Annotated in this window: 25 protein-coding genes and 1 other annotated feature; of the genes, 23 read left to right on the plus strand and 2 right to left on the minus strand. The window is 51.5% G+C overall.

Annotated elements, in window-relative coordinates:
- The first annotated feature begins 127 nt into the window (after positions 1 to 127).
- The 14 genes from ACOZB4_RS12760 (at position 128) to leuS (ending at position 13,648) form a co-directional block, all read left to right on the plus strand.
- Positions 128 to 658, plus strand: coding sequence for a YqeG family HAD IIIA-type phosphatase (locus ACOZB4_RS12760; protein WP_098742677.1), 531 nt, complete (start codon positions 128 to 130; stop codon positions 656 to 658).
- Positions 655 to 1,782: a ribosome biogenesis GTPase YqeH gene (gene yqeH / locus ACOZB4_RS12765; protein WP_076320546.1), complete on the plus strand. Its 1,128-nt coding sequence runs from the start codon at positions 655 to 657 to the stop codon at positions 1,780 to 1,782. Before ACOZB4_RS12760 ends, yqeH begins: the two co-directional genes overlap by 4 nt.
- A gap of 55 nt (positions 1,783 to 1,837) precedes the next feature.
- Positions 1,838 to 2,692, plus strand: coding sequence for a shikimate dehydrogenase (locus ACOZB4_RS12770; protein WP_379415787.1), 855 nt, complete (start codon positions 1,838 to 1,840; stop codon positions 2,690 to 2,692).
- A gap of 111 nt (positions 2,693 to 2,803) precedes the next feature.
- On the plus strand, positions 2,804 to 3,094 hold the full coding sequence (gene yhbY, locus ACOZB4_RS12775; protein WP_076320548.1) for a ribosome assembly RNA-binding protein YhbY: 291 nt from the start codon (positions 2,804 to 2,806) through the stop codon (positions 3,092 to 3,094).
- 66 nt (positions 3,095 to 3,160) lie between these two features.
- Complete coding sequence (gene nadD, locus ACOZB4_RS12780; protein ID WP_379415782.1) at positions 3,161 to 3,751, plus strand: nicotinate-nucleotide adenylyltransferase; 591 nt, start codon at positions 3,161 to 3,163, stop codon at positions 3,749 to 3,751.
- Positions 3,735 to 4,313 carry a bis(5'-nucleosyl)-tetraphosphatase (symmetrical) YqeK gene (gene yqeK / locus ACOZB4_RS12785; protein ID WP_379415779.1) on the plus strand — a complete coding sequence of 193 codons (579 nt, stop codon included), beginning with the start codon at positions 3,735 to 3,737 and terminating at the stop codon, positions 4,311 to 4,313. Before nadD ends, yqeK begins: the two co-directional genes overlap by 17 nt.
- Positions 4,310 to 4,657: a ribosome silencing factor gene (gene rsfS / locus ACOZB4_RS12790; protein ID WP_071222884.1), complete on the plus strand. Its 348-nt coding sequence runs from the start codon at positions 4,310 to 4,312 to the stop codon at positions 4,655 to 4,657. Before yqeK ends, rsfS begins: the two co-directional genes overlap by 4 nt.
- Positions 4,654 to 5,556: a CvfB family protein gene (locus ACOZB4_RS12795; protein WP_076320551.1), complete on the plus strand. Its 903-nt coding sequence runs from the start codon at positions 4,654 to 4,656 to the stop codon at positions 5,554 to 5,556. Before rsfS ends, ACOZB4_RS12795 begins: the two co-directional genes overlap by 4 nt.
- 42 nt (positions 5,557 to 5,598) lie before the next feature.
- Positions 5,599 to 6,369: a class I SAM-dependent DNA methyltransferase gene (locus tag ACOZB4_RS12800; protein WP_076320552.1), complete on the plus strand. Its 771-nt coding sequence runs from the start codon at positions 5,599 to 5,601 to the stop codon at positions 6,367 to 6,369.
- 325 nt (positions 6,370 to 6,694) lie between these two features.
- Positions 6,695 to 7,561: a sugar phosphate isomerase/epimerase family protein gene (locus tag ACOZB4_RS12805; RefSeq protein WP_379415773.1), complete on the plus strand. Its 867-nt coding sequence runs from the start codon at positions 6,695 to 6,697 to the stop codon at positions 7,559 to 7,561.
- Positions 7,562 to 7,586: 25 nt separating this feature from the next.
- Entirely contained in the window at positions 7,587 to 8,756 is a 1,170-nt protein-coding gene (locus tag ACOZB4_RS12810; protein ID WP_379415771.1) for a Gfo/Idh/MocA family protein, read from the plus strand.
- A gap of 20 nt (positions 8,757 to 8,776) precedes the next feature.
- Positions 8,777 to 9,850 (plus strand): Gfo/Idh/MocA family protein, encoded by a 1,074-nt coding sequence (locus tag ACOZB4_RS12815; protein WP_379415769.1) that lies wholly within the window; start codon positions 8,777 to 8,779, stop codon positions 9,848 to 9,850.
- 84 nt (positions 9,851 to 9,934) lie between these two features.
- The gene (locus tag ACOZB4_RS12820; RefSeq protein WP_379415767.1) at positions 9,935 to 10,816 is read left to right on the plus strand and encodes an AraC family transcriptional regulator; all 882 of its coding nucleotides are present in this window, start codon (positions 9,935 to 9,937) and stop codon (positions 10,814 to 10,816) included.
- Positions 10,817 to 10,856: 40 nt separating this feature from the next.
- Positions 10,857 to 11,117, plus strand: a binding site (T-box leader).
- 89 nt (positions 11,118 to 11,206) lie between these two features.
- On the plus strand, positions 11,207 to 13,648 hold the full coding sequence (gene leuS, locus ACOZB4_RS12825) for a leucine--tRNA ligase (RefSeq protein WP_339271901.1): 2,442 nt from the start codon (positions 11,207 to 11,209) through the stop codon (positions 13,646 to 13,648).
- On the opposite strand, the gene comER is transcribed toward leuS, so the two are convergent.
- A complete protein-coding gene (gene comER, locus ACOZB4_RS12830; RefSeq protein ID WP_379415765.1) occupies positions 13,629 to 14,471 on the minus strand; it encodes a late competence protein ComER in 843 nt (280 codons plus the stop codon). The two genes, leuS and comER, sit on opposite strands and share 20 nt — an antisense overlap.
- A 171-nt stretch (positions 14,472 to 14,642) precedes the next feature.
- Between comER and ACOZB4_RS12835 the strand changes: the two genes are divergently transcribed.
- From ACOZB4_RS12835 to holA, 6 genes are all read left to right on the plus strand, one after another.
- The gene (locus tag ACOZB4_RS12835) at positions 14,643 to 15,311 is read left to right on the plus strand and encodes a helix-hairpin-helix domain-containing protein (RefSeq protein ID WP_379415762.1); all 669 of its coding nucleotides are present in this window, start codon (positions 14,643 to 14,645) and stop codon (positions 15,309 to 15,311) included.
- Positions 15,312 to 15,359: 48 nt separating this feature from the next.
- The gene (locus ACOZB4_RS12840; protein WP_076320559.1) at positions 15,360 to 15,878 is read left to right on the plus strand and encodes a deoxycytidylate deaminase; all 519 of its coding nucleotides are present in this window, start codon (positions 15,360 to 15,362) and stop codon (positions 15,876 to 15,878) included.
- A 145-nt stretch (positions 15,879 to 16,023) separates the two neighbouring features.
- Entirely contained in the window at positions 16,024 to 18,717 is a 2,694-nt protein-coding gene (locus tag ACOZB4_RS12845) for a ComEC/Rec2 family competence protein (protein ID WP_422759544.1), read from the plus strand.
- Positions 18,718 to 18,904: 187 nt separating this feature from the next.
- Positions 18,905 to 19,453: an RNA polymerase sigma factor gene (locus tag ACOZB4_RS12850; protein ID WP_036644490.1), complete on the plus strand. Its 549-nt coding sequence runs from the start codon at positions 18,905 to 18,907 to the stop codon at positions 19,451 to 19,453.
- Positions 19,450 to 20,718 (plus strand): anti-sigma factor family protein, encoded by a 1,269-nt coding sequence (locus ACOZB4_RS12855; protein WP_379415756.1) that lies wholly within the window; start codon positions 19,450 to 19,452, stop codon positions 20,716 to 20,718. The genes ACOZB4_RS12850 and ACOZB4_RS12855 overlap by 4 nt, the downstream gene beginning before the upstream one ends.
- 286 nt (positions 20,719 to 21,004) lie before the next feature.
- Positions 21,005 to 22,024 carry a DNA polymerase III subunit delta gene (gene holA / locus ACOZB4_RS12860; protein WP_076320562.1) on the plus strand — a complete coding sequence of 340 codons (1,020 nt, stop codon included), beginning with the start codon at positions 21,005 to 21,007 and terminating at the stop codon, positions 22,022 to 22,024.
- Positions 22,025 to 22,257: 233 nt separating this feature from the next.
- Here the strand turns inward: holA and rpsT are convergent, their stop codons facing one another.
- A complete protein-coding gene (gene rpsT / locus ACOZB4_RS12865; RefSeq protein ID WP_009590780.1) occupies positions 22,258 to 22,530 on the minus strand; it encodes a 30S ribosomal protein S20 in 273 nt (90 codons plus the stop codon).
- Between the two features lie 162 nt (positions 22,531 to 22,692).
- Between rpsT and gpr the strand changes: the two genes are divergently transcribed.
- The 3 genes from gpr (at position 22,693) to ACOZB4_RS12880 (ending at position 25,694) form a co-directional block, all read left to right on the plus strand.
- A complete protein-coding gene (gene gpr / locus ACOZB4_RS12870) occupies positions 22,693 to 23,694 on the plus strand; it encodes a GPR endopeptidase (protein WP_379415749.1) in 1,002 nt (333 codons plus the stop codon).
- Positions 23,695 to 23,860: 166 nt separating this feature from the next.
- Positions 23,861 to 25,228 (plus strand): stage II sporulation protein P, encoded by a 1,368-nt coding sequence (locus ACOZB4_RS12875; protein WP_379415746.1) that lies wholly within the window; start codon positions 23,861 to 23,863, stop codon positions 25,226 to 25,228.
- A 58-nt stretch (positions 25,229 to 25,286) separates the two neighbouring features.
- Complete coding sequence (locus ACOZB4_RS12880; RefSeq protein WP_379415744.1) at positions 25,287 to 25,694, plus strand: hypothetical protein; 408 nt, start codon at positions 25,287 to 25,289, stop codon at positions 25,692 to 25,694.
- Positions 25,695 to 25,726: the final 32 nt, after the last annotated feature.

Below are 25,726 nucleotides of genomic sequence, written 5' to 3' on the forward strand. Positions count from 1 at the left end.
AGCCGCCGGGTGGTCTTTTGCTAGTAAAGTCAGCGGTGCGGTATAAGGGAAGAAAAAGGCTCGTGATTATTTTTACTAAGGAACCGGAATATGGTATAGTTTTTCGTATGAAATTGAGGTGACGAACTTGTTTGAAATGTTAATTCCAAAGCTCCGTGTCAATACGGTTTTTGATATTAACCTAGAGGAATTATATGAGCAGGGGTATCGGGGGATCATTACCGATTTGGATAATACTCTTGTAGGGGCGAAGGCACCGGTTGCCACGCCGGAACTGGTCGTTTGGTTCAAAAGGGTGAAGGAGATCGGTTTCCAGCTCATCATCGTCTCCAATAACCAGTTGGAACGCGTGTCTAAATTTGCGACGCCGCTGGATATCCAGTATGTGCATGAAGCCCGCAAACCCAGCAATACCCCGTTTCGCAAAGCGATGAAGATGATGGAGCTTACGCCGGAGAAAACGGTAGTTGTCGGCGACCAGATGCTGACCGACGTATATGGCGGGAATCGGCTGGGTCTGTATACGGTACTGGTTATGCCCATCGCCATCAACGATGAGGGATGGTTTACGCGCCTGGTCAATCGCCGGGTGGAGCGCATCGCACTGACCCGTTTGCGCAAAAAAGGATTATGGATGGAGGAGGAACCGAAATCATGACGTTGCCTACTGGCGGAGAAGACATCAAGAAGTGCAGCGGCTGCGGCATACAGCTTCAGAGTGCAGCACAGGACAAGCCGGGCTATTTGCCGGAGAAGGCTTGGGACCGCGACCCGGTTATTTGCCAGCGCTGTTTCCGGATAAAGAATTATAATGAAGCGTCCTCGGTTGCCGTAGACCAGGATGAGTTTTTACGGCTGCTGGGACAGATCGGCGGCAAGAACGCGCTTGTCATTCATATCGTGGATCTCTTCGATTTTGAAGGCAGCCTTATTTCGGGGCTGCAGCGGTTTGTCGGCAACAATCCGGTTATTCTTGCCGTTAACAAGACGGATCTTCTGCCGAAAGTCACCAATTGGAACAAGGTTCTCAATTGGGTACAGAAGCAGTGCAAGGAGCATGGCCTGAGAACCGAAGACATCGTGCTCTGCAGCGCGAAGAAGAATCAAGGCTTTGAGCGGTTGCTGGAGACGGTAGCGCATTACCGAGGCGACCGGGACGTCTACGTGGTTGGCGCCACGAATGTGGGTAAATCCAGCTTGATCAATCGCCTGATCCGCGACTACAGCGATTTAGATCAGGAGCTGACCGTTTCCCGTTATCCGGGAACGACGCTGGATATGGTCAATATTCCGCTGGACGACGGCCGGTATATTATTGATACGCCGGGCATCGTGTACCCTTGGCGCTACAGCGAGCTTGTAAGCCGTGAGGATTTGGGGACGGTTATGCCGGAAAATCCGCTGAAGCCGATGGTTTACCAGTTGAACGAAGGGCAGACGCTATTCTTCGGAGGTTTTGGCCGTTTTGATTTTCTCCAAGGAGAGCACCAATCCTTTACTTGCTTTATTAGCGGCAGATTAGGGATTCATCGGACCAAACTGGAGCGAGCGGATTCGTTATTTGCTGAGCATGCCGGAGAGCTGCTCTCACCGCCGACCAAAGAACGGATTGAAGAACTACCGGAATGGACAAGACATGAAATCCGTATTCCTAAGGGAACCCGCCAAGACGTGTTTATCTCAGGGCTCGGCTGGATCAAGATCAATGGTGAACAGGGAGCGCTTGTTGCGGTTCATGTCCCTAAAGGAATCAAAGTTCTGTCGCGTCCATCCTTGATATAATTGATGAATCGCTCTGGTATACCGTCCGGTTTATCATGGGAGAGATAGGGGAGAAATGAAAGTGAATCCAATGATCGAGCGTGATTATTTGCTCCTTGGCGTAATGGGGGACCCGATCGGTCACTCGAAATCACCGGCCATGCATCATGCGGCGATCACCGTCCTGGGATTGTCAGGGGCCTATGTGCCTCTTCATATACGTCCGGAAGGGCTTAGTGACGCCATCCAGGCTGTCAAAGCGCTGGGATTCCGGGGGGTGAACGTAACGATCCCGCACAAGGTGGAGGTTATGAAGTATCTGGATGTCGTCGATGAAGGGGCGCGGCGCATCGGTGCCGTGAATACCATCGTCAACGACAATGGCCAATTGACGGGTTATAATACGGATGGGATCGGATATGTTCGTTCATTAAAGGATGAAGCCTGTCCCGATCTTAAGGGGAAGCGCATCGTCGTCATCGGCGCTGGCGGAGCGGCCAGGGGGATCATCTATGCCCTTACCGGAGAAGGGCCTCAGAAGATATCCATTGTGAATCGGACATCCGCCAAAGCGCTGGCGTTGGCCGAGGAGTGGAGCTCGCTTGCCGACTTGAGGGGATACGGAGAGGATCATGCCAGAGAGGCGTTGTCGGATGCCGATGTTGTGATCAACACCACTTCGGTGGGCATGTTTCCCCGGGTTTCCGAGCTTCCCATTCCAATGGAGTATATACCGGAAGGGATCGTTGTCAGCGATCTGATCTATAATCCGATGAAGACCGAGCTGTTACGGGTAAGTGAGCTTCGGCAATGCACGGTGCATGGCGGACTTGGGATGTTCATCAACCAAGGGGCGTATGCATTCGAGTATTGGACAGGTCTGACGGCGCCTGTACAGGCGATGAAGGAAGCGGTTCTAACCAGCTTCTAAGTCGAGGTTTAATATCTTGTTTATTGATTAATGCTTATGCAAAAGCTACAATATAGCTTTCGATAAGCAGCAAGCTTTAATAATTGAATATTTAAGGAGTAATGACCAAGCATGTTAACAGGAAAGCAAAAACGACATTTACGTTCGCTTGCGCATCATCTGGATCCGCTGTTCCAGGTAGGCAAGGGAGGCAGCAACGAGCATCTGATCCGGCATATTTCCGAGGCGATTGAGAAACGGGAACTCATGAAAGTATCCGTTCTCAACAACTGTCTTGAAGACCCGCGCGAAATCGCCGAGGAGCTTGCTGAAGGTGCCGGAGCCGAACTGGTACAGGTTATCGGCAAGACGATTGTGCTTTATAAAGAATCGAAAGACCACAAAACCATCGAATTGCCGTAAGGGGGCCCTAATAGCTCCAGTTTAGCGGATATAGAATAACTCTCTTATTAGGGGAGGTGAACCCGAATGAAGGTAGGGATAATGGGCGGAACCTTCGATCCCATTCATATCGGGCATATGCTAGCAGCCGAGTGCGCGCGGGACGCTTACGATCTGGAAGAGGTATGGTTTATGCCAAGCCATATCCCCCCGCACAAGGAAGATGCTGGCGTAACCGGTCTGATGAGGCTGGAGATGACCGCTGAGGCAGTAGCCGACCATCCATCTTTTCGTACATTGGATTGGGAAGTGAAGCGCGGCGGCGTATCCTATACGGTAGACACGGTTAGAGAACTGAGGGATACGTATCCCGAGCATGATTTCTCGTTCATTATCGGAGCGGATATGGTAGCGTATCTTCCCAAGTGGAATCGGATCGGGGAGCTGGCGGACATGCTGACGTTTATTGGGCTTAACCGTCCCGGATCCAAGCTATCGGTGGATGATCTGCCTGATTTCCTGCAAAAGGTGGTAGTGACAGCGGAGATGCCGTTGATCGAAATGTCCTCCACCATGATTCGGAGCAGAGCCGCATCAGGTTCGTCCATCCGTTATATGGTGCCGGACCGTGTATACGATTATATTGTTAGGAGCGGTATTTATGGAGTACAGCCGTGATGAACTCATTGAAGCGGTATCCTCCCAGATGCCGGCCAAGCGCTGGGATCACACAAAAGGTGTAATGGAAACCGCGGTCATCCTTGCAAAGAGGTTCGGGGCCGATCCGGTTAAGGCGGAATTAGCTGCCATCCTGCATGATGTGGCCAAATACTGGCCCATGCAAAAGCTTCATCAAATGATGGTGGAGCATGCGCTCTCCGAAGAGCTGCTCCATTACGATAAGCAGCTTTGGCATGCTGAGGTAGGCGCATTCGTAGCGGAGCAAGAGTATGGCGTGACGGATGCGGAGGTGCTTGACGCCATCCGATACCATACGTCGGGGCGCATAGGCATGACGCTGCTTGACAAGGTGGTCTGTCTTGCGGATTATATGGAGCCGGGACGGGATTTCCCCGGCGTGAATAATATTCGCGAACTGGCCAACCATAGCCTTGAAGAGGCGCTTGCAGCCGGTTTTGATTCGACGATCGGACATCTGCTTTCGCGCAGACAAATCATTTTTCCGTTGACGGTACTAGCCCGCAACGATCTAATTAAGCAATTGGAGGCGAATTCATGACGTTGAAACCGAATGAATTATTAAATGTGGCAGTGACTGCCGCTGAAGATAAAAAAGCGATGGATATCGTGGTTCTGGATCTTAGAGGAATCTCCCTGATCGCAGACTATTTTGTCATTTGCCATGGTAACTCGGATACACAAGTGCAAGCGATCGCAACCGAAATTCGTAAACAGGCTCATGATGCAGGAGTGGCTTTGCGCGGACTGGAGGGAATGGATGCAGCCCGCTGGGTGCTGATGGATCTCGGAGACGTGATCGTTCATATCTTCCATCGCGATGAGCGCGAATATTACAACATCGAACGACTGTGGTCAGATGCTAAAGTGGTGGAGAACGTATGAGTCTGATTGCCGGCACATTAACGAAACTCGTCGTTTCCAGAGAAGTGTCCCCTTATGGTTATTTTCTGGATGGCGGAGATCGGGATGTGCTTCTTCATTATTCGGAGCTCACGGGTAAGATTGAGCCGGGGGATACGGTAGAGGTCTTTATATTCTTTGATACGGAAGACCGCCTGGCCGCTACGATGAAGAAGCCTTACCTTACGTTGGGTGAAACCGCTAAGCTTGAGGTGGCGGACGTCCATCCGCGCCTCGGCTGTTTCCTCGAGATGGGGCTTGGCAGGCAGCTTCTGCTTCCAATCCGAGAATTGCCGGAGTTGCGGGAGCTTCACCCCCAAGTGGGAGACCATGTGTTTGTCATCATGGAGCATGATAAGCAAGGACGACTTCGCGCGAAACTCGCCGGAGAACAAGAGCTTGCTCCGCTTGCGTTCCATGCGCCTGAATCGTGGAAGGGCCAATGGTTCACTGCTCTGGTGTACAAGCCGCTCCAGATGGGCACGTTTGTCATCATCGATGGTGGTGTGATCGGTTTCGGCGCGATCGGTATGATCCATTCCTCGGAACGGACGCGTATGCTGCGGCTTGGTGAAGAGGTGAAGGTCCGGGTCAGCCATATTCGGGAAGATGGCAGGGTCAACCTGTCCATGGTTCCGCAAAAAGAGATCGGCCGGACGGATGATGCAGACCGGCTGCTTGCTTTTCTGAAGGAGCGTCCGGGCCATGGGATGCCGTATTCGGATGAAACGCCCCCCGACATCATTAAGCAGCGGTTCGGCATTAGCAAATCCGCCTTTAAACGCGCGCTTGGCAAGCTGATGAAGGACGGTTTGGTTACGCAAAAGGACAGCTGGACGTATATGGTCAATCAAGAGGAGAACTCCGGATCAAACGAATAACCCGGCAAGGTAGGGGAAGCTTCTAAGGAAAGTGGTGTCATCATGTTGTCTTACCGCAAGTTTGCTTACGTATATGATCAACTCATGGAAGACATGCCGTACCCGGATTGGATTCGTTTTGCGAGAACCGCCTGGGATAAGCACGGAATGCCAAAAAGCGTCGTTGAGCTCGGGTGCGGGACAGGCAGCATTACCATTCCGCTCGTGAACTCCGGTTTCGAGGTAACAGGAATTGATCTGTCGGCAGATATGCTCTCAGTTGCTAGACGCAAGCTGGAGGGTACACCTCAGGGGCATCGATTGTTCCGGGAAGGCAGCGTCCGCTGGGTACAACAGGACATGCGTTCGTGGGAGCTGCCCGAGCAGGTGGATTCCGTCATTTCATTTTGTGATTGTGTGAACTACCTGCTGGAGGAAAAGGACATCCGCTCTGCATTTACAAGGACCTACAACGGTCTCAAGGAAGGCGGCACGTTCCTGTTTGATGTGCATCACCCGAACACACTGCTTCGATACGACGAAGAACAGCCCTTTGTGCTGGACGAACGGGAAGTGTCCTACATTTGGACATGCGACCTGGATGAACGACGGATGGAGATTGAGCATCATCTCTCCATCTTTGCACGTGACGGCCAAGACCCTACGGTCTACCGTCGCTTTGAGGAAACGCATGTGCAGCGGGGATATGACCCCGAATGGATGAAGGTCGAGCTGATTAAGGCCGGATTCCGGGATGTGAAATGTTATGCCGATTTTGAGTGGATGGAAGCGGGCCAGGATGCATCCCGGCTGTTCTACGTTGCCGTAAAATAAACGAAAAAATCCTTTTATGAGAAGCACTTCTCTCGTCTGTAGCGACGAAAGAAAGTGCTTCTTTTTTCGTTATGCATGGATTCATTATATTCAAAGACATTTCTTTTCCGCTTTATTTGACTGTAGTTAAGGTTTGGTAGCAGGGATATGGGTTTGCTTCCGGGACTGTGCTACGATGAGGGGTAGATAGGATGAACAGAAATGAGAGCGCTATCTCAAGAGATGTTTCTATGCATCCGATGTGCTCTGAATGACTGTATTTGAGTTCAATGATGATCAAATGATGCATAAGCTAATCTATTGGGTCGAGAGAGGATGAATGAGCATGAAACTGTCCGTATTTACAGTCGCAACTCCTGACTTACAGCCTGAGGAGTTGGCAAAAGCCGCGGCGGATGCCGGTATTGAAGGAATCGAATGGCGTTTCAAGGAGATTCCGGAAGAAGCTGCGGGGGAGAAGCCCTCCTTCTGGCGGCATAATCGCTGCTCCATGGATCCAAACGGCACGCAGGAGGATTGGCTCAGGTTTCAGCAAGCAGCCGACAAGCATGGCCGGCGGAGTCTTGCGGTCGTCCCTTATCTGACATGCGGCGACGTGGAAGCAACGGAGAAGGTCATGCAAGCGGCCAAGCTGATCGGAGCCTCCTTTATTCGCGTGGGTATTCCGGGATATGACCGAAAGCGAAATTACAATGAACTGTACGACCAGGCGGTCCGTTATCTGCATGAGGTACAGGATCTCGCTGCGGCATACGGGGTCAAGGGAGTAGTGGAAACACATCATCTTACGATCACTCCGAGCGCGGGATTGACGCACCGGCTTGTATCTCACTTCAATCCGCAGCATATCGGCGTGCTGTATGATCCGGGAAACATGGTCCATGAAGGTTACGAGAACTACCGGATGGGCTTGGAGCTTCTTGGTCCCTTCCTGGCTCATGTCCATGTGAAAAACGGAGGCTACCGCAAAACGCCTTCCGAGGATGGCACCTCGGCGACGTGGTCCGGGGAATGGGTCCCGCTTGCCCAGGGGGCCGTGCCATGGAAGCAGGTTATACAGGATCTGCAGTCGGTTGGTTACGAAGGTTATTACGGGATCGAGGATTTTAGCGAAACGTTCCAGTCCAGGGAATTGCTTGTTCGTTTTGCCGAGCAGATGAAGTTGTGGTCAGATCAGAAACAAAACGCGTAGGTCACTTTTGAAGGAGGCTATAGATATGGAACAGGTAAGAGTAGGGGTAATCGGACTGGGGATGGGTTTTTCGCATGCCAGATCGCTGGCGTCCGGGCGGATCAAAGGCGCGCGGCTTAGCGCTATATGCGATCTGAATCCAGCCAAGCAGGAAGAAGCGAGGGCAACGCTGCCTTCGGACGTAAAAATTTGGAGTGATACGGACGCTATGATCTCATCGGGGGAGATAGATGCGGTAATTATTGCTACGCCCCATTATGCCCATCCTCAAGTGGCGATCGAGTGCCTGAATCATGGACTCCATGTCCTGATCGAGAAACCGGCAGGCGTTTACACGAAGCAGGTACGGGAAATGAATCGCGCGGCAGAAGCCAGTGACAAAGTGTTCTCAATTATGTACAACCAGCGCTGTAACCCGCTATATAAGAAGCTGAGAGAGCTTATTGCCGACGGTGAACTCGGCGAAGTCCGGAGGATGAATTGGATCGTAACGAATTGGTACCGGTCCCAGAGCTATTATGATTCAGGCGGATGGCGAGCTACCTGGGCTGGAGAAGGCGGAGGGGTGCTGATTAACCAGTCCCCGCATCAGCTGGACCTCTGGCAGTGGACGACCGGCATGATGCCAAAGAGAATTCGTGCATTTTGTGCTTTCGGTAAGTACCGGAACATCGAAGTCGAAGATGACGTGACGGCTTATGCGGAATACGAGAATGGTGCTACGGCCGTCTTTATTACGACAACGGGTGAAGCCCCGGGCACTAACCGATATGAAGTGACGGGAGACCGCGGAAAAATCGTTATCGAGGACGGCAAGCTCACCTTCTGGCGCCTCCGTGTGCCAGAGCCGGAATTCAATCGGGAGTATACCGGGGGCTTCGGCGAACCGGAATGCTGGAAATGCGAGGTGCCGATCTCGGGGGATAATCCGCAGCATAGCGGCATTATCCAGAACTTTGCGGATGCTATTTTGCATGGAACGCCATTGATTGCCCCGGGTGAAGAGGGAATTCATGGATTGACGCTGTCCAATGCCATGCATCTGTCCACCTGGACCGACAATTGGGTTGATCTGCCTCTTAACGAAGAGCTGTATTACGAAATGCTGCAGGAACGGATCACACATTCTTCCGCTCAGAAAACGGTCAAGGAGATCGGACCGGTGGATATGAGCAAAACGTTTGGATCCTATTAAATAATCAGGAGGCATATGGTATGGACCGCAGTAATGGAATGCTCTATGCGCCGGTGGGCAAGGCCCAGCCGGTGTGCAAGCCCGGAGAGTTTATGTTTGCCGCCATGTCGCTGGAGCATGGCCATATATACGGCATGTGTAACGGATTGATCGAGGCCGGGGCGACGCTGAAGTGGGTATATGACTCAGACCCCGCGAAGGTTGCGGCTTTTTGCAAGGCTTACCCAAGTGTAACCGTCGCTTCATCCGAGGCACAGGTGCTAGAGGATGCGGAGGTTCATCTGGTAGCGGCAGCGGCCATTCCTTCGAAACGATGCGAACTTGGCCTGAAGGTCATGTCGCATGGGAAGGATTATTTTACGGATAAGACGCCTTTCACCACGCTGGAGCAGGTGAACGCTGCTCGCGCCAAGGCGGCGGAGACGGGAAAGAAGTACATGGTCTATTACAGTGAACGGCTGCATGTGGAGAGTGCCGTCCATGCAGGAAGGCTGATCCAGGACGGGGCGATAGGGCGAGTGGTGCAAGTGATGGGAACAGGTCCGCACCGTTTAAATGCGCCTTCCCGTCCGGACTGGTTTTTCCGTCATGAACAGTATGGCGGCATTCTGTGTGATATCGGCTCCCACCAGATTGAACAATTTTTGTTTTTTGCCGGTTGCCGCGATGCCAAGGTGCTCAGCAGCAAGGTGGGCAATTATGCGAATCCGGATTACCCGGAGCTGGAGGATTTCGGAGATGCAACGCTTGTGGGAGACAACGGGGCCACGAATTATTTCCGTGTCGACTGGCTGACACCTGGAGGCCTTGGCACCTGGGGCGATGGAAGAACCTTTATTCTGGGGACGGAAGGATACATCGAGCTTCGCAAATACATCGATATCGCAAGGCATCCGCAAGGCGATCATTTGTACCTGGTTAATGGCGAGGGAGAGTTTCATATGGAGCTTCAAGGCAAGGTGGGCTATCCATTCTTCGGGGAACTTATCCTGGATTGTCTGGAACGTACGGAGCATGCCATGTCCCAGGAGCACGCCTTCAAAGCCGGAGAATTGTGCGTCATCGCCCAAAATGAGGCCGTGCGCATTCCATAAAATCATTTATAATAGAGAAAACCCCGTTTTGTTGAGGGTTGAGGATTAGACAACTCCAAAATCGCTAAAGGGGCGATTCTCTAGATGACCTCATCTGCCGATATGATGCCAGGCTTTGACCGCATGCAGCTGCAGGCGCCGTTCGATCTGACCTATTACAATGAACAGCCGTTGTCCGGAGGACAGTTTCACTCGCATGCTTTTTATGAAATTTATTATTTCCATGAAGGACGCTGCACTTATTTGATCGGCGATTCCGTTTTCACGCTGAGGCCGGGGGATCTGCTCTTGATGAACGGGCTTACGCTCCATTGTCCGAATGTAGAGCCTGATTCCAGATATGTCAGAAGCATTCTGCATTTTGATCCGGCCTGGATTTGCAAGGGGCTTTCGGAGACGGCCAGATCGATACTGCTGGACCCCTTCGAAACGCTGCGAAATCATCGCATGACACTGACAGGGGCGAACCGGGACGAATTTGAAGGCATGCTGGCCGATATGCATCGCCTCTCGGCATCCACGGCCGGTTTTCGTCAGGAACGGATGACCTTGCGTATTCAAGAGATGATGTACGTCATCGCGGACTGGTGCCAGGGTGCTGTGCAGGATCAGGACTCCATCTCCGAGAAAGAACGGCATGTCCAGCATGTCGTGTCGTTTGTCGAGGAAAATTATATGCAGGATCTGACGCTGGAGCAAATCGCCCGCGATATGCATATTACGAAGCACTATTTGTCCTCCTTGTTTAAGGAGGTTACTGGAACGACGGTGTTTAAATATTTGTATCACCGGCGGATTAACCAAGCTAAAATTTTGCTCAGGCTCCATCCTCATCTCAGCATCACGGAGATCAGCCAGGCGGCAGGCTTCAAGCATTTGGCTCATTTCAGCAGGATGTTCAAGGCCATGGTCGGGACGACACCGGAATATTATCGCAGAAGCGGAGAAGAGCTTTCGTTGACTTGATCGGACTTTTTGGGTATAATAGCCACATTAAAACGGTAATATGAACGCGATGATGAGGATCAATCGTTCCACTTTCGATCATGCAGAGAGCCGGTGTCTGGTGAAAACCGGTTGACGATAGGAATGAACTCGCCTCGGAGCAATGGTGTTAACCCGGCCGTCGGAGGGCTGTATTCCGGCAGATTCGGCCGCTGAAGCATCGTCGTCTCATCCGCGATAAGGATGCAAAGGGAGTGAAAGGCAAAGCATGCCTTTGGCTAACTAGGGTGGTACCACGGGAATCAAACCTCTCGTCCCTAGCGATCAGCGCTATGGATGATGAGGTTTTTTTGTTTTTTTGGGCAATGGCATAGGCCTTGTCTCTCGACTGTGAAGGAGGAGCAATGAAGTATGACGGACAATCAACCAACGGGCCACGGCTATCAGCCGCAGGCCATCGAACCGAAGTGGCAGCAATACTGGGATGAGAACAAAACCTTTAAAACGGAAGATACCTCATCCAAACCGAAATTTTATGCGCTGGATATGTTTCCATATCCATCAGGTGCAGGCTTGCACGTAGGGCATCCGGAGGGATACACGGCGACTGACATCGTGTCCCGTTACAAGCGGATGCGCGGATACAATGTGCTTCATCCTATGGGATGGGATGCCTTCGGTCTGCCAGCGGAGCAGTATGCAATGGACACAGGCAAACATCCTCGCGAGTTTACCGTGCAAAATATTGATACATTCCGCCGCCAGATCAAATCTCTCGGCTTCTCGTATGACTGGGACCGCGAGATCAGCACCACCGATCCGGAATATTATAAATGGACCCAGTGGATCTTTATCCAGCTCTATAAGCGCGGCCTTGCCTATGTGGCTGAAGTACCGGTGAACTGGTGCGAAGCGCTCGGTACCGTGCTTGCGAACGAAGAGGTCATCGACGGCAAGAGTGAACGCGGAGGCCATCCGGTCGTACGTAAACCGATGCGCCAATGGATTCTGCGTATTACCGAATACGCGGATCGTCTGCTTGAGGATCTGGATGAATTGGACTGGAGCGAGAGCCTGAAGGATATGCAGCGCAACTGGATTGGCAAATCCACAGGCGCTGAGGTTCGTTTTGACATCGAAGGGTACGATGGTCATCTGGAGGTGTTCACAACCCGTCCAGATACGCTGTTCGGGGCAAGCTACTGTGTCCTGGCGCCGGAGCATGACCTCGTGGATAAGATTACGTCAGCCGATCAGCGTGAAGCCGTCAAGGCTTATCAAGATCAAGCAGCTCGTAAAAGCGACCTGGAGCGGACGGATCTGGCCAAGGATAAAACTGGTGTATTTACGGGTGCGTACGCTATCAATCCGGTAAACGGCGCTAAAGTGCCGATCTGGATCGCGGATTACGTGCTTGCTGGCTATGGAACGGGAGCCATTATGGCGGTTCCGGGTCATGACAGCCGCGACTGGGAGTTTGCGAAGCAATTCGGTCTTCCGATTATTGAAGTTGTTCAGGGTGGAAATGTTGAGGAGGAAGCATACAGCGGCAGTGGCGCGCATGTGAATTCCGGCTTCCTGAATGGGTTGGATAATGAAGAGGCTATCCAGGCGATGAATGAATGGCTGGAGCAAGAGGGCAAGGGCAAGAAGAAGGTAACTTACCGTCTGCGCGACTGGCTGTTCAGCCGTCAACGCTATTGGGGTGAGCCGATTCCGATTCTGCATCTGGAAGACGGAACGATGAAGACCGTGCCGGAGGATCAGCTTCCATTGCTGCTGCCGGATGTGGATCAGATTAAACCGTCCGGTACCGGAGAATCGCCGCTGGCTAACGTTACGGAGTGGGTGGAAACGGTAGATCCCGAAACGGGCATGAAAGCCCGCCGCGAGACCAATACGATGCCGCAATGGGCTGGCAGCTGCTGGTACTACCTGCGTTATATCGATCCGCGTAATAATGAGGAATTGTGCTCCAAGGAGAAGCAGAAGGAATGGCTGCCAGTTGACCTGTACATCGGTGGTGTGGAGCATGCGGTGCTTCATTTGCTGTATGCACGCTTCTGGCACAAAGTATTGTATGACCTGGGTGTTGTCGATACGAAGGAGCCTTTCCAGAAACTGGTCAATCAGGGTATGATCCTGGGCAACAATAATGAAAAAATGAGTAAATCCCGCGGCAATGTCATCAATCCGGATGATATTGTTAACGAATACGGTGCCGACACGCTGCGCGTGTACGAGATGTTCATGGGGCCGCTGGAAGCGACCAAGCCATGGAACACCAACGGGGTTGAAGGAACGCATCGTTTCCTCTCCCGCGTGTGGCGCCTGTTCATCGGAGACGACGGTCAATTGAACCCTAAAATCGCGGAAGGCGAGGGTGCGGACGAATTCAAACGTACGCTGCACAAAACGATTAAGAAAGTAACCGAAGACTTTGAACATATGCGCTTTAACACAGCGATCAGCCAGCTGATGGTATTCATCAACGAGGGATACAAGACGGAAAAGCTTCCGCGCAAAGCGATGGAGAACTTCGTTCAGCTGCTTTCCCCGCTGGCCCCTCACCTGGCTGAAGAGCTGTGGAGCCGTTTAGGCTACACGGAGAGCGTAACTTACGTGCCATGGCCGGAGTATGATGAGGCTTGGACTGTAGAGGCCGAAGTTGAGATTGTTGTTCAAGTTAACGGCAAAATCGTAGAACGTGCCAAAATCTCGAAAGACATGGACCAAGAAGCCATGCAACAACATAGCCTCTCCCTTCCGAATGTCAAGCAGGCGCTGGAAGGAAAGAGTATTCGCAAAATTATTGCCGTACCGGGTAAACTGGTCAATATCGTGGCCGGTTAATCGTAAAACCGAAGGCAGCATCCAGTTTGGCCAAATCCTCCTCATACTTTTCGTGTGTGGTTTTGATCAATTGGTAGAACAATCCGTTCAGGTTTGAATCGAGCAGTGCCAAAGCCTGAGCTGTGATGCCTCCGGGAACCGCAACCCGCTCTTGCAGCTGTTCGGGGGAGAAGCCCTCCTCCGTTAGCAGCTTGCCGGTGCCAAGCAGCATTTCACCGGCTAATGCATTAAGGGTCCTGCGGTCGATTCCGGTTATTTCAACGGCAGCGTCGATCCATTTTTCCATGAATAAACTTAAAAAAGCAGGTCCGCAGCTGGAGAAATCGGAAGTGATTCGTGTGTGCGATTCCAGTATCTCGAGCGGCCTGCTGATATAAGACAGGAGGCTTTCTATAAGCTGCCTGTCTTCTTCTTTTATTCGGGAACCATACATGCATAACGATGCTCCGCCTCCGGTTAAGTTGGTGATGCTCGGTATGATTTTCGCCACCTTGCAGGGCAGCGTTGATTCCAGATGGATCAATTGGACCGGACTCGTGATAGATATCGCGATTTGCCGAGCTTCAAGCCTGTCTTTGATTTCGCTGATGACCGATTTGAATTCAAGCGGCTTGATACATAGGAATATCAGGTCGCTCTGAGAAGCCGTCTCCATGTTACAGCTGCATACCGTCAGACCGGGATGACGTTTTGCCAGCTGCAGCGGCTTTTCAGGGCTTCGGTTGCTGACCCGAATCTGCTCAGGCAGGAGTGCGCCCGATTGTATGAAGGCATCGATCAACAGACTACCCATGCTGCCCGTACCGATAAAACCGACCTTCATGTGTATGTCCCCTCCTTTCGCGCTTTACGGCAGAAATGTACCGTCCTTACGTTTAATGTATGCGGGGAAGATGCCGATTCATGACGGTTTTTCATGCGATTTCGGTAGGGAAACCGAAGAATATTCATAGGTTTGTACCAAATGAACTTTGATGTTAAGGAGAGATCATAGATGAGACGAGTATCTTTAGGTTGGAGTCTTGCCGCAACGATTGCGGGCTGCGGGTTCATCTTGTTTGCTGGCGGTACGAATCAGGGGATCGAGGGCTGGCAGCCGCTAAACGATCAGCTGGAGCAGGTGGTTGCTGCCGAAGAGAATGCGGGTGTGAAGACATCTGGGGCTGATTCCCGGCATAAGGACGTGGAACCGGCTGGAGCATCTGCTGAGCCCGAAGCGGACGTGAAAAATGCTGCAAAGACCGCTCAGGCTGGGCAGATCGAGCCTGCACATAACGCGAAGGAGCCCATGCCAAACCAAGACCAAGGAGCGGCAGGGAGCAGTACAGCAGATCATCTCGCCCCATCTTCAACCTCTGGCCAATCTGCTTCGGCCTCGGTTCCACCTCAGGCTGAAGGTGTCGGTCAGCAGTTACAGCAGCAAGCCCCTGTTAACAGTGTAGCGCAGCAATCAGCAGCTCCAGATTCATCCGGGTTGATTAATGTCAACACGGCGGATGCCGCAACGCTCATGGAGCTGCCTGGCATTGGCGAGGCCAAGGCCAAGGCGATTATCGATTATCGAAATCAGTTTGGTCCATTTCGAAGTCAGGCGGACTTGATGAACGTAAAGGGCATCGGTCCCAAAATGCTGGAGAAGATGAAGCCTTACGTTGGACTTTAGCTATGTGCTACAATAAAGGGAATATTGATAAGGAACAGGTGATAGATGATGAGTGCAGATCAACGTAAAGATTGGGATACTTATTTCATGGATATTGCCTTTATGGTTTCTACCCGCTCTCAATGCCCGCGGCGTCATGTCGGAGCGGTGCTGGTGCAGGGGAAGAAGCTGCTCGGAACGGCATATAACGGCGCGCCGATGGGAGTGCCTGATTGCTCGGAAGCTGGCTGTATGATCGCTGAGGATTATGAATTGGTCGTACAGGACGGCAAGGAGAGCATGGTGAAGAAACAGCGCTGCATCCGGACGATTCATGCTGAGCAGAATCTGCTGTTATTCACGGACCGGATTGATCGTGAAGGCAGCACGGTGTACGTGACGGATGAGCCCTGCTGGACCTGTGCGAATATGCTTGCCAACAGCGGCATTGTCGAGGTTGTGTTCCACCGTCCTTATCCGAAGGATTCGGGCAAGGTGTCCCGCATGATGGAACAGAAGGGTATTTTGTTCCGGCAGCTTGAAGTGTATGAGCCGCCGCGCGAAACCTTGATGACGGTAGCGGAATGATTTATGAATATGGTTGCTGAAGAATGTAAATAGGAAGACACAGAGGAAGGACCTTTGACTGCGATCTGCAGGCAAGGGTTCTTTTTTATTTAATGATGAAGGGATTGTTCAAATCATGAGGCGAAGGCCGTTACTTGTGTTTACCGTGTTATGGGTAATCGGCAGCGGTGCTGCATGCCTGTACGATGGATGGAGGCTGGCTTTGATTGCAGCCGGGCTGATTCTCATACTGCTTGCTGTATGTCATTGGGCGGGGGCGGGGCGTCTTTTTACGCTCTGCATGCTGTTTTCCTTGTGTATGTCGGGTACTTACTGGGAATGGCATGATAGGGCAAATGTAAGTGATTTCGAGTCGGTGCTCCCCGGGGAGACATCGACGGACACCGTTCCGGTTACTGCGTTTGGTGTAATCACATCCCCTATAGAAGTGGACGGTGACCGCGCGGATTTTAATGTTGTCCTGCATGAAGCTGATCTCATGCTAGCAAAGCCTCCAGCGCCGCAAAAACAAGCGAATCCGGATAACGGGACCATGCTGAAGACCGATGATATCGTTAGGGTTCAAGTAAAACTGCTGGATAAAAGGGAGCTGGAGAGGGTTAACCGATGGCAGCGCGGGGACCGCATACAACTGACGGGAGAGTTGCAAAAACCTGGAGAAGCCCGAAATTTTGACGGATTTGATTATGCTCAATATTTGCGAACCCAGAAAATTCATTGGATGATTAAAGTGAAAGGCTCTGAACAAGTGGGGGTCACTCCGCCTGACAGCTGGAATTTAAGTCATATTCTAAGATGGACGGATGCCGTTCGCCATAAGCTTGGGGGCAAGCTGGATGAATTGTACGGCGGAATCCACGCGGGTTATATGAAGGGACTTGTCATTGGCAATCGGGATGATCTGGATCCCGATACATTTATGGAGTTCTCGCGGCTGGGATTGACCCATATTCTTGCGATATCGGGCATGCATGTGGCTGTTGTCGTAGGATGTCTTTTATTCATATGTACCACCCTTCGAATGACGAGGGAGACCTCGCTGACGGTGGTCATGTGGCTGATTCCCGTCTACGTCCTGCTTACCGGGGCAAGCCCTTCTATCGTCCGTGCCGGCATCATGGGGATGATCGGTTTGTATGCCGCACGGCGTCGGCTTTTGAAGGATGGACTGCATATTCTGAGTGTTGCCGTGCTCGCCATGCTGCTGTGGAACCCGTATTTTCTCGTTAACGTCAGCTTTCAATTGTCATTCATTGTGACTGCGGGCTTGATGATATTCGTGCCGAAGCTGATGCCGCTGCTGACATTTTTGCCCCGCTGGCTTGCGGGAACCGTTGGAGTCACGGTCGTAGCGCAGCTGATCTCCTTTCCTCTTACCATTCATTATTTCAACCAGGTGTCGCTGATTTCTGTTTTCGCCAACATGCTCCTGGTTCCAGTCATTAGCCTTGTCGTTCTTCCGCTAGGAATGGTGTCTTTGCTGATGGGGTGGGTGTGGATGCGAGGAGCCGGCTGGCTGGCAGCTGTAACGGAATGGTTAAACCAAATGACGTTCCGAATCGTTGAATGGATGAATGGTTCATCCGTGTTTATGACATTGTGGCCATCCCCGTCGATAGCCTGGATTCTGTGTTATTTTGTTCTTCTGTATGCATTGCTGTCCATTTTGAAAAAGAGTTCCGAAAATCGCGAGGGAGAGCGAAGCGAGTCCGATGATACAGTTCCGTTGGAAGGACGGATACCCTTGGATCGTAGAGGAAGCTTGTCTAGAGCGACCGGCATGTTTCCGCTTGTGGATCGATGGGCCGGTGCATTACGATGGAGAGGTTTTCTTCGCGCCAGTGATTATATCGAACGCTATGCAACGAGATCCGCGATCGTCCTGCTGTCCGGAGCTTTGGGTCTTTTACTGTACGGCGGCTATCAATCTCCGTCCATGCACGGAGCGGGACTGGTACAATTCCTGGATGTAGGACAAGGAGATTCGATACTGGTAACAACACCTGAGGGCAAGCATATTCTCATTGACGGTGGTGGCACGGTGAATTTTCGTAAGGAAAAGGATACTTGGAAAGAACGAAAGTCTCCGTATGAGGTGGGAGCGAAAGTGGTGGTTCCCTTGTTGAAAAAACGGGGCGTACACCAGCTTGAGGCTGTCATCATGACCCATGGGGACCAGGATCATATCGGCGGCTTCCAGGCTGTTCTGCAGGAAATCCCCGTAAAATCGGTTGTATTCAATGGGACCTTGACCGACTCCGCTTCCTTCCGGAAACTGATGTTAACCGCCGTTCAGCAGCGCATTCCCATTTACGAGGCTGGATTTGATCGGGAAGTATGGAAGCTTGACAGTCATACGCAAATCCAATTTTTAGCGCCTATTTTCCCAGAAAGTGGAGAAATCATAAAACCATTACCGTTGATTAAGGAGCAGAATCATGCTTCACTAGTATTTGTCCTTCAGATGAACGGCAGCCGGTTCTTATTTACCGGTGACACGGACCAAGCTGCCGAACATAATGTATTGCTGCACCTGGAGGAACGTTCTTCACAGGATGATTTCGTTTCACGGAGCGCTGCTGCCGAAAACCGGATCGATGTCATGAAGGTTGCCCATCATGGAAGCAAAACCTCGACATCCGCACTCTGGCTGAATGCATGGAAGCCGAAGGCAGCGGTTGTTTCCGCTGGCGTCAACAATATGTACGGCCACCCTCATCCGGATGTGGTCGGACGGTTGGAACGTTCCTCGACGCTCATCTATCAGACCAACCTTCACGGTGAAATCCAGATGAGGATCAAGGATGGACATATTGAAACGCGTACGAAGCTTCCATGAAAAAACAGCCCGCTGTCCTTTGGACATAGATTCGTAGTATGATCTTTTATAGGAAAATGCAGCGGTGACTATAATCTTTATATTTGGTATAGTTAGATGAAGTTTCCTAAAAAAATAATAGGTTACATACTGCAACATTTTTTTAATTCTATCCGTCTGTATGTATGCAGGGAGAGGGGGATCCACTGTGGTGGAGCAGGGACTCATAAGAGCCGCTCAATCGGGCGATCGCGACGCTCTAATCACCCTATTGCGAGAAATTGAGCAACATGTTTACCGAACTGCTTATTACATTTTAAACAATGAACAGGATGCTATGGATGCAGCCCAGGAAGCACTTATACGTGTATATACGAAGATTAACTCCTACGAGGAGAAGGCTCAGTTCAAAACTTGGGTCCAGCGGATTGTCACCAACATATGCATTGATAAATTCCGCAGGACCAAGCCGACGGTTTCCATCGATGAACATGATCTGGTGTTTCGGGATAATCTCGATGTAGAACGGGAAGTGATGTCGGGATATCTGGCTCAGGATATTCAGGAAGCCATTAATCAACTGCCGGATCATCATCGCACGGTCATTGTCTTAAGGTATTTGCAGGATCTATCCTACAACGAAATTGCTGATTGTCTGAACCTCCCGCTCAATACGGTGAAATCCTATTTGTTCAGGGCCAGGCAGCAGCTGCAGAATATGCTCCAAGAGCATCAGAAAGGTGGTGTATCAGGATGAATTGCCAAGAGGTGGTGGAACGTATGCACCGGTATTTGGACCGGGATCTCACTTCGGAGGAGACGGCCGAAATGTATCAGCATATTGCCGTGTGCCCTATGTGTGCGGAGACCTTTAATATATTGAAATCATTGAACAGAGAGCTTGAGGATCTCCCGGCCGTAACCCCGCCTGTCAGTCTGGTAGACGCTATCATGCCTAGACTGGATGCCATTGACCGTGAACGCCAGAACCTTGTCGTACCTCCAGCCGTGAAAAGCCAGGAGCCTGCCGAAATGATGCCGGAAATGCGGCGTCCGCGACGTGCGGGAAGCTGGTGGAGCACGGTTGGCGGAAGAACGGCTATCGGTGCCGCTGCCGCTGTACTTATTTTTAGCGTAGCTATTTTAAATAATGAACCGAAGATGCTATCCGATGCGGAGATTCCATACGAAGAGGCAAGCACGACCAGTGCCGGGGCGAATGACGACTCGGCTGCAACGCAGAGTCAGGAAATCGCTCAGCCGTTTGCCGCCGAAGGCGGCACGGAGTCGGGTGGCGCATCGGATGAGGGAAGCGATCCATCCGCAAATCTGCGGAGTTCGCCTTCAGAATCGTCATCGGAAGCCAATTCTAAGTCAGCTCCGAATGAAACGAAGGCAACGCCGGAACCATCGGATGGGGCTAACGGCACCAAGAAAGATGTTACAGCACCCGATACTTCGGTCCAGAAGAAAGATAATGGGGAACCTCAAGCGTCAGACCAACCTGCAACGAGCAACAATGAGGTACCAAAAAACAATACCACAAGTCCGTCTGACCCTCCCGCCAGTGAACCTGAGCAGGACTCTGAGACCATGGATGCCCAGACTTCGCCTACGGAATCGCCAGATACCTCGTCAGAGATGCTGCCTCCAATTAGCGATCCTTCCGGCGATGCAGGCACGGGAAGCACCGAATCATCCGACAGGTCAACCGGATCGTACCAAGGACTGGTGAAGGTACCGGAACAGTGGTCGTCCCCGGACGGCCTCTACCGAGCTTCGCTGGAGGCCGACCATCTGATTATCTATCGCCTGCCATCGGGAAGCCAAACCTCGCCTGAGGCGGTTGAAACGGTTGAGACGATTCCGCTCGGCGGAAGCTGGGTATCCGGTCAATGGTCAGAGGACGGCTTAACGTTTAAGTACAAGGTGCAGACGAATAACGAATTGGTTGAATCCGTCTATTCCATTGAGAAGTCTCAGCCTCCGGCGACTACGGGGCAGAAGCAGCCTAAACAATAGAAATATTCAGAGATATATACAATCGGTGCACCAATGCCGGGAGATATGAATACACTATATATTAGAGAGAGCATTATACCAACTACCGTCGTATGACCGACGGCGAGGTGTTTCTAGAGCATACTTGCCGGAGTTTATATAGATGTGTTGGGACGAAGGGACCTTGCCGCTGCCAAGCCGAGGTCTCTTTGTTTTCGTGTGGATGATTTCATTTTTATGCTTGTTGTCTATCGCATTCAGGCACTCTTTTTTGGTATAGTGTACAGAGTAGAAAGGGGGGACGCCGATGGATGCCAAAGCGGCGGCCAAGGCGGTTAAGCAGGGAGATGTGTCTGCCGTCTATTTGTTGTATGGCAGCGAGAAATTTCAAATGAAGGAATTCGCTGAATTTCTGGAAGCCCAGCTGATCCCAAAAGAAGACCGTGATTTTGCGCTTGTTCATATGGATTTAGGGGAGGTTCCGATTCAAACCGTCATTGAAGAAGCGGAGACGGTTCCATTTATGGTTCAGAAAAAATTGATCATGGTCAGGGACACGGCTTTTTTTACCGCAGCAAAAGATAACGGGAAAGTGGATCATCGTCCAGAGGCTTTGCTGGATTATTTGACCAATCCCGCTGATTATAGTGTGATTGTCTTTATGGTTGGACAAGAAAAGCTGGATGAACGCAAAAAGGTAGTCAAGGCAGTTAAGAAATCAGGGGTTGCCTTGTCCTTTATGCCTTTGGGCGGGGAGGATCTGCTTCGCTGGGTGGACAAGCAGGTGAAGAACGGAAACTGCACGCTGCGAGAAGGTGCGGCGGAGGCGATCGTGCGAAATGCGGGAACCAGTCTTCAGGCATTATCAGGTGAGATCGAAAAGCTGTGTTTATACGCTGGTGCCGGCGGAGTGATTGATGTCGCAACCGTGGATATGCTGGTGGCGCGCAGCACGGAACAGAATGTGTTTGCGCTTGTAGAGGATATTGCGAATCTCCGATTGGACAAGGCGCTCGGAATCTATTATGAGCTGCTGAAGCAGCGCGAGGAGCCGATCAAGATTGCGGCGCTCATCACCAGACAGTTCCGGATTATTCTGCAGGTGAAGACTCTATCTACCCAGAGCTACTCGCAGCAGCAAATTGCTTCCCAGATCGGATTGCATCCCTATGCGGTGAAGATTGCGGGCGAGCAAGCCCGCAAGTTTGAGACAGCACGCCTTGAAGGAATTCTGAACCATCTGGCGAATCTGGATTACCAGATGAAGACCGGGGCCGTGGATAAGGTGCTCGGCATCGAATTGTTTTTGCTGCGGCTTGGGGCTTAACACATCCGCAGGCTAGTTAAGAGCGTACGGCCGCGGGAGCAGTCGTACGCTCTTTTTGTTTAGAGATCAGAAAGCATGAACTTCAGAGGCTTACCCACCTGATCTTGCAAGAAAAAAAATCCGCTATATGTGGTTGTCTGCCGAGAAGAGCACGTTGATCAACGTACCACAAAAAGCCCTGAGCAGTGTGAACTGTTCAGGGCTTTTTCCATGTCGTATTCAACAAACGTTACTTACGCTTGCGACGTAAGAGCGTTCAGTCTTTTCGCCAGACGGGACTTCTTGCGGGCAGCTGCGTTCTTATGGATCAGGCCCTTTGTTACAGCTTTATCAAGCTTCTTGGAAGCAGCCTGGAAAGCAACTTTAGCAGCTTCGATTTCTGTACCGTTCAACGCTACGTCAGCAGTTTTAACAGCTGTGCGAAGCGCGGATTTTTGAGAAATGTTAAGCGCGTGGCGTTTGTCATTTGTCTTTACACGTTTAATCGCGGATTTAATGTTTGGCATTACATTCACCTCCTGTAAGGCATTTCAATAGAGCGAAATGATTCACAACTTAAAATATTTTAGCATGGGGGTGGACAAAAAGCAATACTCATTCGGACTTCTGCATAATCTCTCCCATACTCTCGCACACTACTAGCAATATGAGGAGGAGTGTGAATTTCGATGGATCTGGATCTGCAAAAATACTCGGTCCGAACGGACCTGGCGGTGGAATCAAGAGAACTGGCGGGAGGCAAAGGGGGCGCGCCCATTCCTGGTGTGATGGAGGATGTGGTGCAGGAGGACGGAATCAAGATTACAAGGCTGGACGTGGAGAACGATGCAGCCTCTAAGCAAATTGGAAGAGTAAAGGGCCATTACGTCACGTTGGAGGTGCCCGATCTTCGCAAGGGGGATACGGGGCTTCAGGATCAAGTATCTGTTGTCTTCGCTCGTGAGTTTGAGGCATTCATGTCCCGGATCGGGATCGGACCCAAGGCAAGCGTGCTCATTGTCGGGCTCGGCAACTGGAACGTGACGCCGGATTCCCTGGGACCGCTGGTGGTGGAGAACGTGATGGTAACCCGACAGTTTTTCGAGCTAATGCCGGATCGGGTGGCGCCAGGCTATCGACAGGTTAGTGCCGTAGCGCCAGGCGTTCTCGGTCTGACAGGCATTGAATCGAGCGAAACGGTTCAGGGCATCGTGGAGCAAACCCGTCCCGAACTGATCATCGCTATTGACGCTCTGGCTTCGCGCTCGCTGGAACGGGTGAATACGACCATCCAGATTGCGGATATCGGAATCCACCCCGGTTCTGGCGTCGGCAATAAGCGCAAAGGATTGACACAGGAGATTCTCGGGGTCCCCTGCATTGCGATCGGAGTTCCGACCGTCTGCTATGCTTCCACCATCGTTAATAACGCCATTGAGCTCATGAAATCCCATTTTGGCGAAGGTGCGCCGGAGACGGGCAAAATTATGGGCATGCTCCATGATATACCCGAAGCTGATCGTCTCGCACTGGTGAAGGAGGTTCTGGAGCCGCTGGGCCATGACCTTATCGTAACGCCCAAGGAGATTGACGAATTTATAGAGGACATCGCCAATATCGTGGCAACCGGCCTGAACGCAGCGCTGCATGAGGCTGTGGATCCCGGCAATGTAGGTGCGTACACGCACTAACCCAGCATGAAAGCTCCGAATCTATCGGAGCTTTTATATTTTTCATGGATCTAGTTCTATCGATTCTCCCCGGTTCATAGATTTGAAATATAAGAGATTACACAAGTCGCGGGAACGGCGGAATGATGGCCGAAATAGCTCCCGGCGAACCGAGGAGGGCATCGTTATGAACAATCGCAAGTTTCGAATCTGGAATATTGCCAGACTGAAACGGAAGGTTATGGAAGGTCTGAGCATGGGTCGAACGCTCATTATACTAATGCTAGGTTCTCTTATATTTTTTATTTTACTAGGGCTCGGAGGGATGGCGGAACAGCGGATGAATTCCTCGCCCGTATCATCAATGAAAGGATTGGCCGCTTCGTTATCCAGCCATTTTTTCATTGATATGATCGGCATGGAGATGCCGCATATGACGGCTTCCAAAGAGACCTCAAGCTTCTCCGGCGAGAAAATGTCGACCTTCGTCTTTGAACTGCTGACGAGTGTGAACCCGAGGGATCCAAAAAGCCTTCTTGCAGGAGAACTGCCTGGCATGAAAGCAAATCAACCGGTACAGCTGTCTCATGGGTCCGGTAACGAGGATGGGGAGGCACCGGCGGATTACCGGCCGGATCCCGCGGAGGGGCAGGCAGAGGGCGATCCTGCTGATGCCGGAGAAGAGCCGCCACAAGGCGGTCGGGGAGATATCGGCAATGAGGATAATGGTGAGGATGTCCCGGGTCAGGGCACGGAGGACGAGCCCGGCAGTAAGAACGATCCTGGAAGCACCTCCAAGGATGGAAAGTCTACGAATGGAAAGAAAGCCGTTCTCATCTATCATTCACACCCGCAGGAAGCATATAACCCGCTGCTGACACATCCTTCCGATAATCCGGGGGCGGTATCCCCGAGCAAGAACGTCATGCTAGTAGGCAGTTTGCTGAGCAAAAGACTTGAAGCCAACGGGATTGGCACCCTGCATGATCAAAGTGACTATCAATCTACCATTGAAGGGTATAATTACAACTTTTCTTATAAATACTCGCGTCAGATGGTCATGGAGGCCATGTCCCAGAACGACGGCATTAACTATCTGATCGATATCCATCGGGATTCGCAGCGGTATAACAAAACGACAGCAACCGTAAACGGCGTCAACTATGCCAAGGTTTACTTCATCATCGGACATGCGAACGAGAACTGGAGACAGAACGAGGCGTTTGCAAGCAAAATCAATGCCAAGCTGGAACAGTCCTATCCCGGGGTGTCTCGGGGAGTGTGGGGTAAATCAGCGGATCAAGGGAATGGGGAATATAATCAATCCCTGTCGCCGAACAGCATCCTGATCGAAATCGGCGGCATCGATAATACGAAGGAAGAATTGCAGCGGACAGCTGAAGCGTTGGCGGACATCATTGCAGATGTGTATTGGCAGGAGCAAGAGGCGAAGAAAGCCAGTGTGAAAAAAGACAATGATCAAACGAAGAAGCAGTCCGTTTCCGCGGAAACCAAGGGCGGAAGCAAAAAAGGCACAGCAGCCAAAGCAGGCTAACATTTCAGCGGCAACGATGGAGCAAGAGTGAGCGGGTAAATCAGGGAGGGACTCTGTGATGTCAAGAATGGGAAAACGATTTGTGGCTCTTATCATATGGACAGGCATCGGCATATTGGTCGGCATGCAGCTTGGCGGGGCAAAGGCACCCGTATCGACAGACGGTACAGGCGCCGTGCAAACTGTGCAGCAAGACCATGCTCAGAATCCGCAAGGCGGAGCTGCCCAAGGGAATGGATGGGGAGGGACACGCAAGACCCCTCCCTTATCAGAGTCCGCTGTTCTAGAACAAGATGCTCGTAAGACACTACCTGAATATGAGCCTACGCCAAGCGACATCCTGCTTCCCGAACGCTCGCAACCGCCTGCCGATGTCCTTGCCGACAAGACGGCAGGACTGCTCCAGCAGCTGTCTGACAAAAGCATCCGCTGGGTCGTGTCGATGTTCGGATCGATCGCGGAATAAATTCACCTTTATTCTCATCATTGCTGTGCATC

It is taken from the genome of Paenibacillus sp. NPDC058898 (assembly GCF_049316025.1).
GTDB lineage: Bacteria > Bacillota > Bacilli > Paenibacillales > Paenibacillaceae > Paenibacillus_AQ.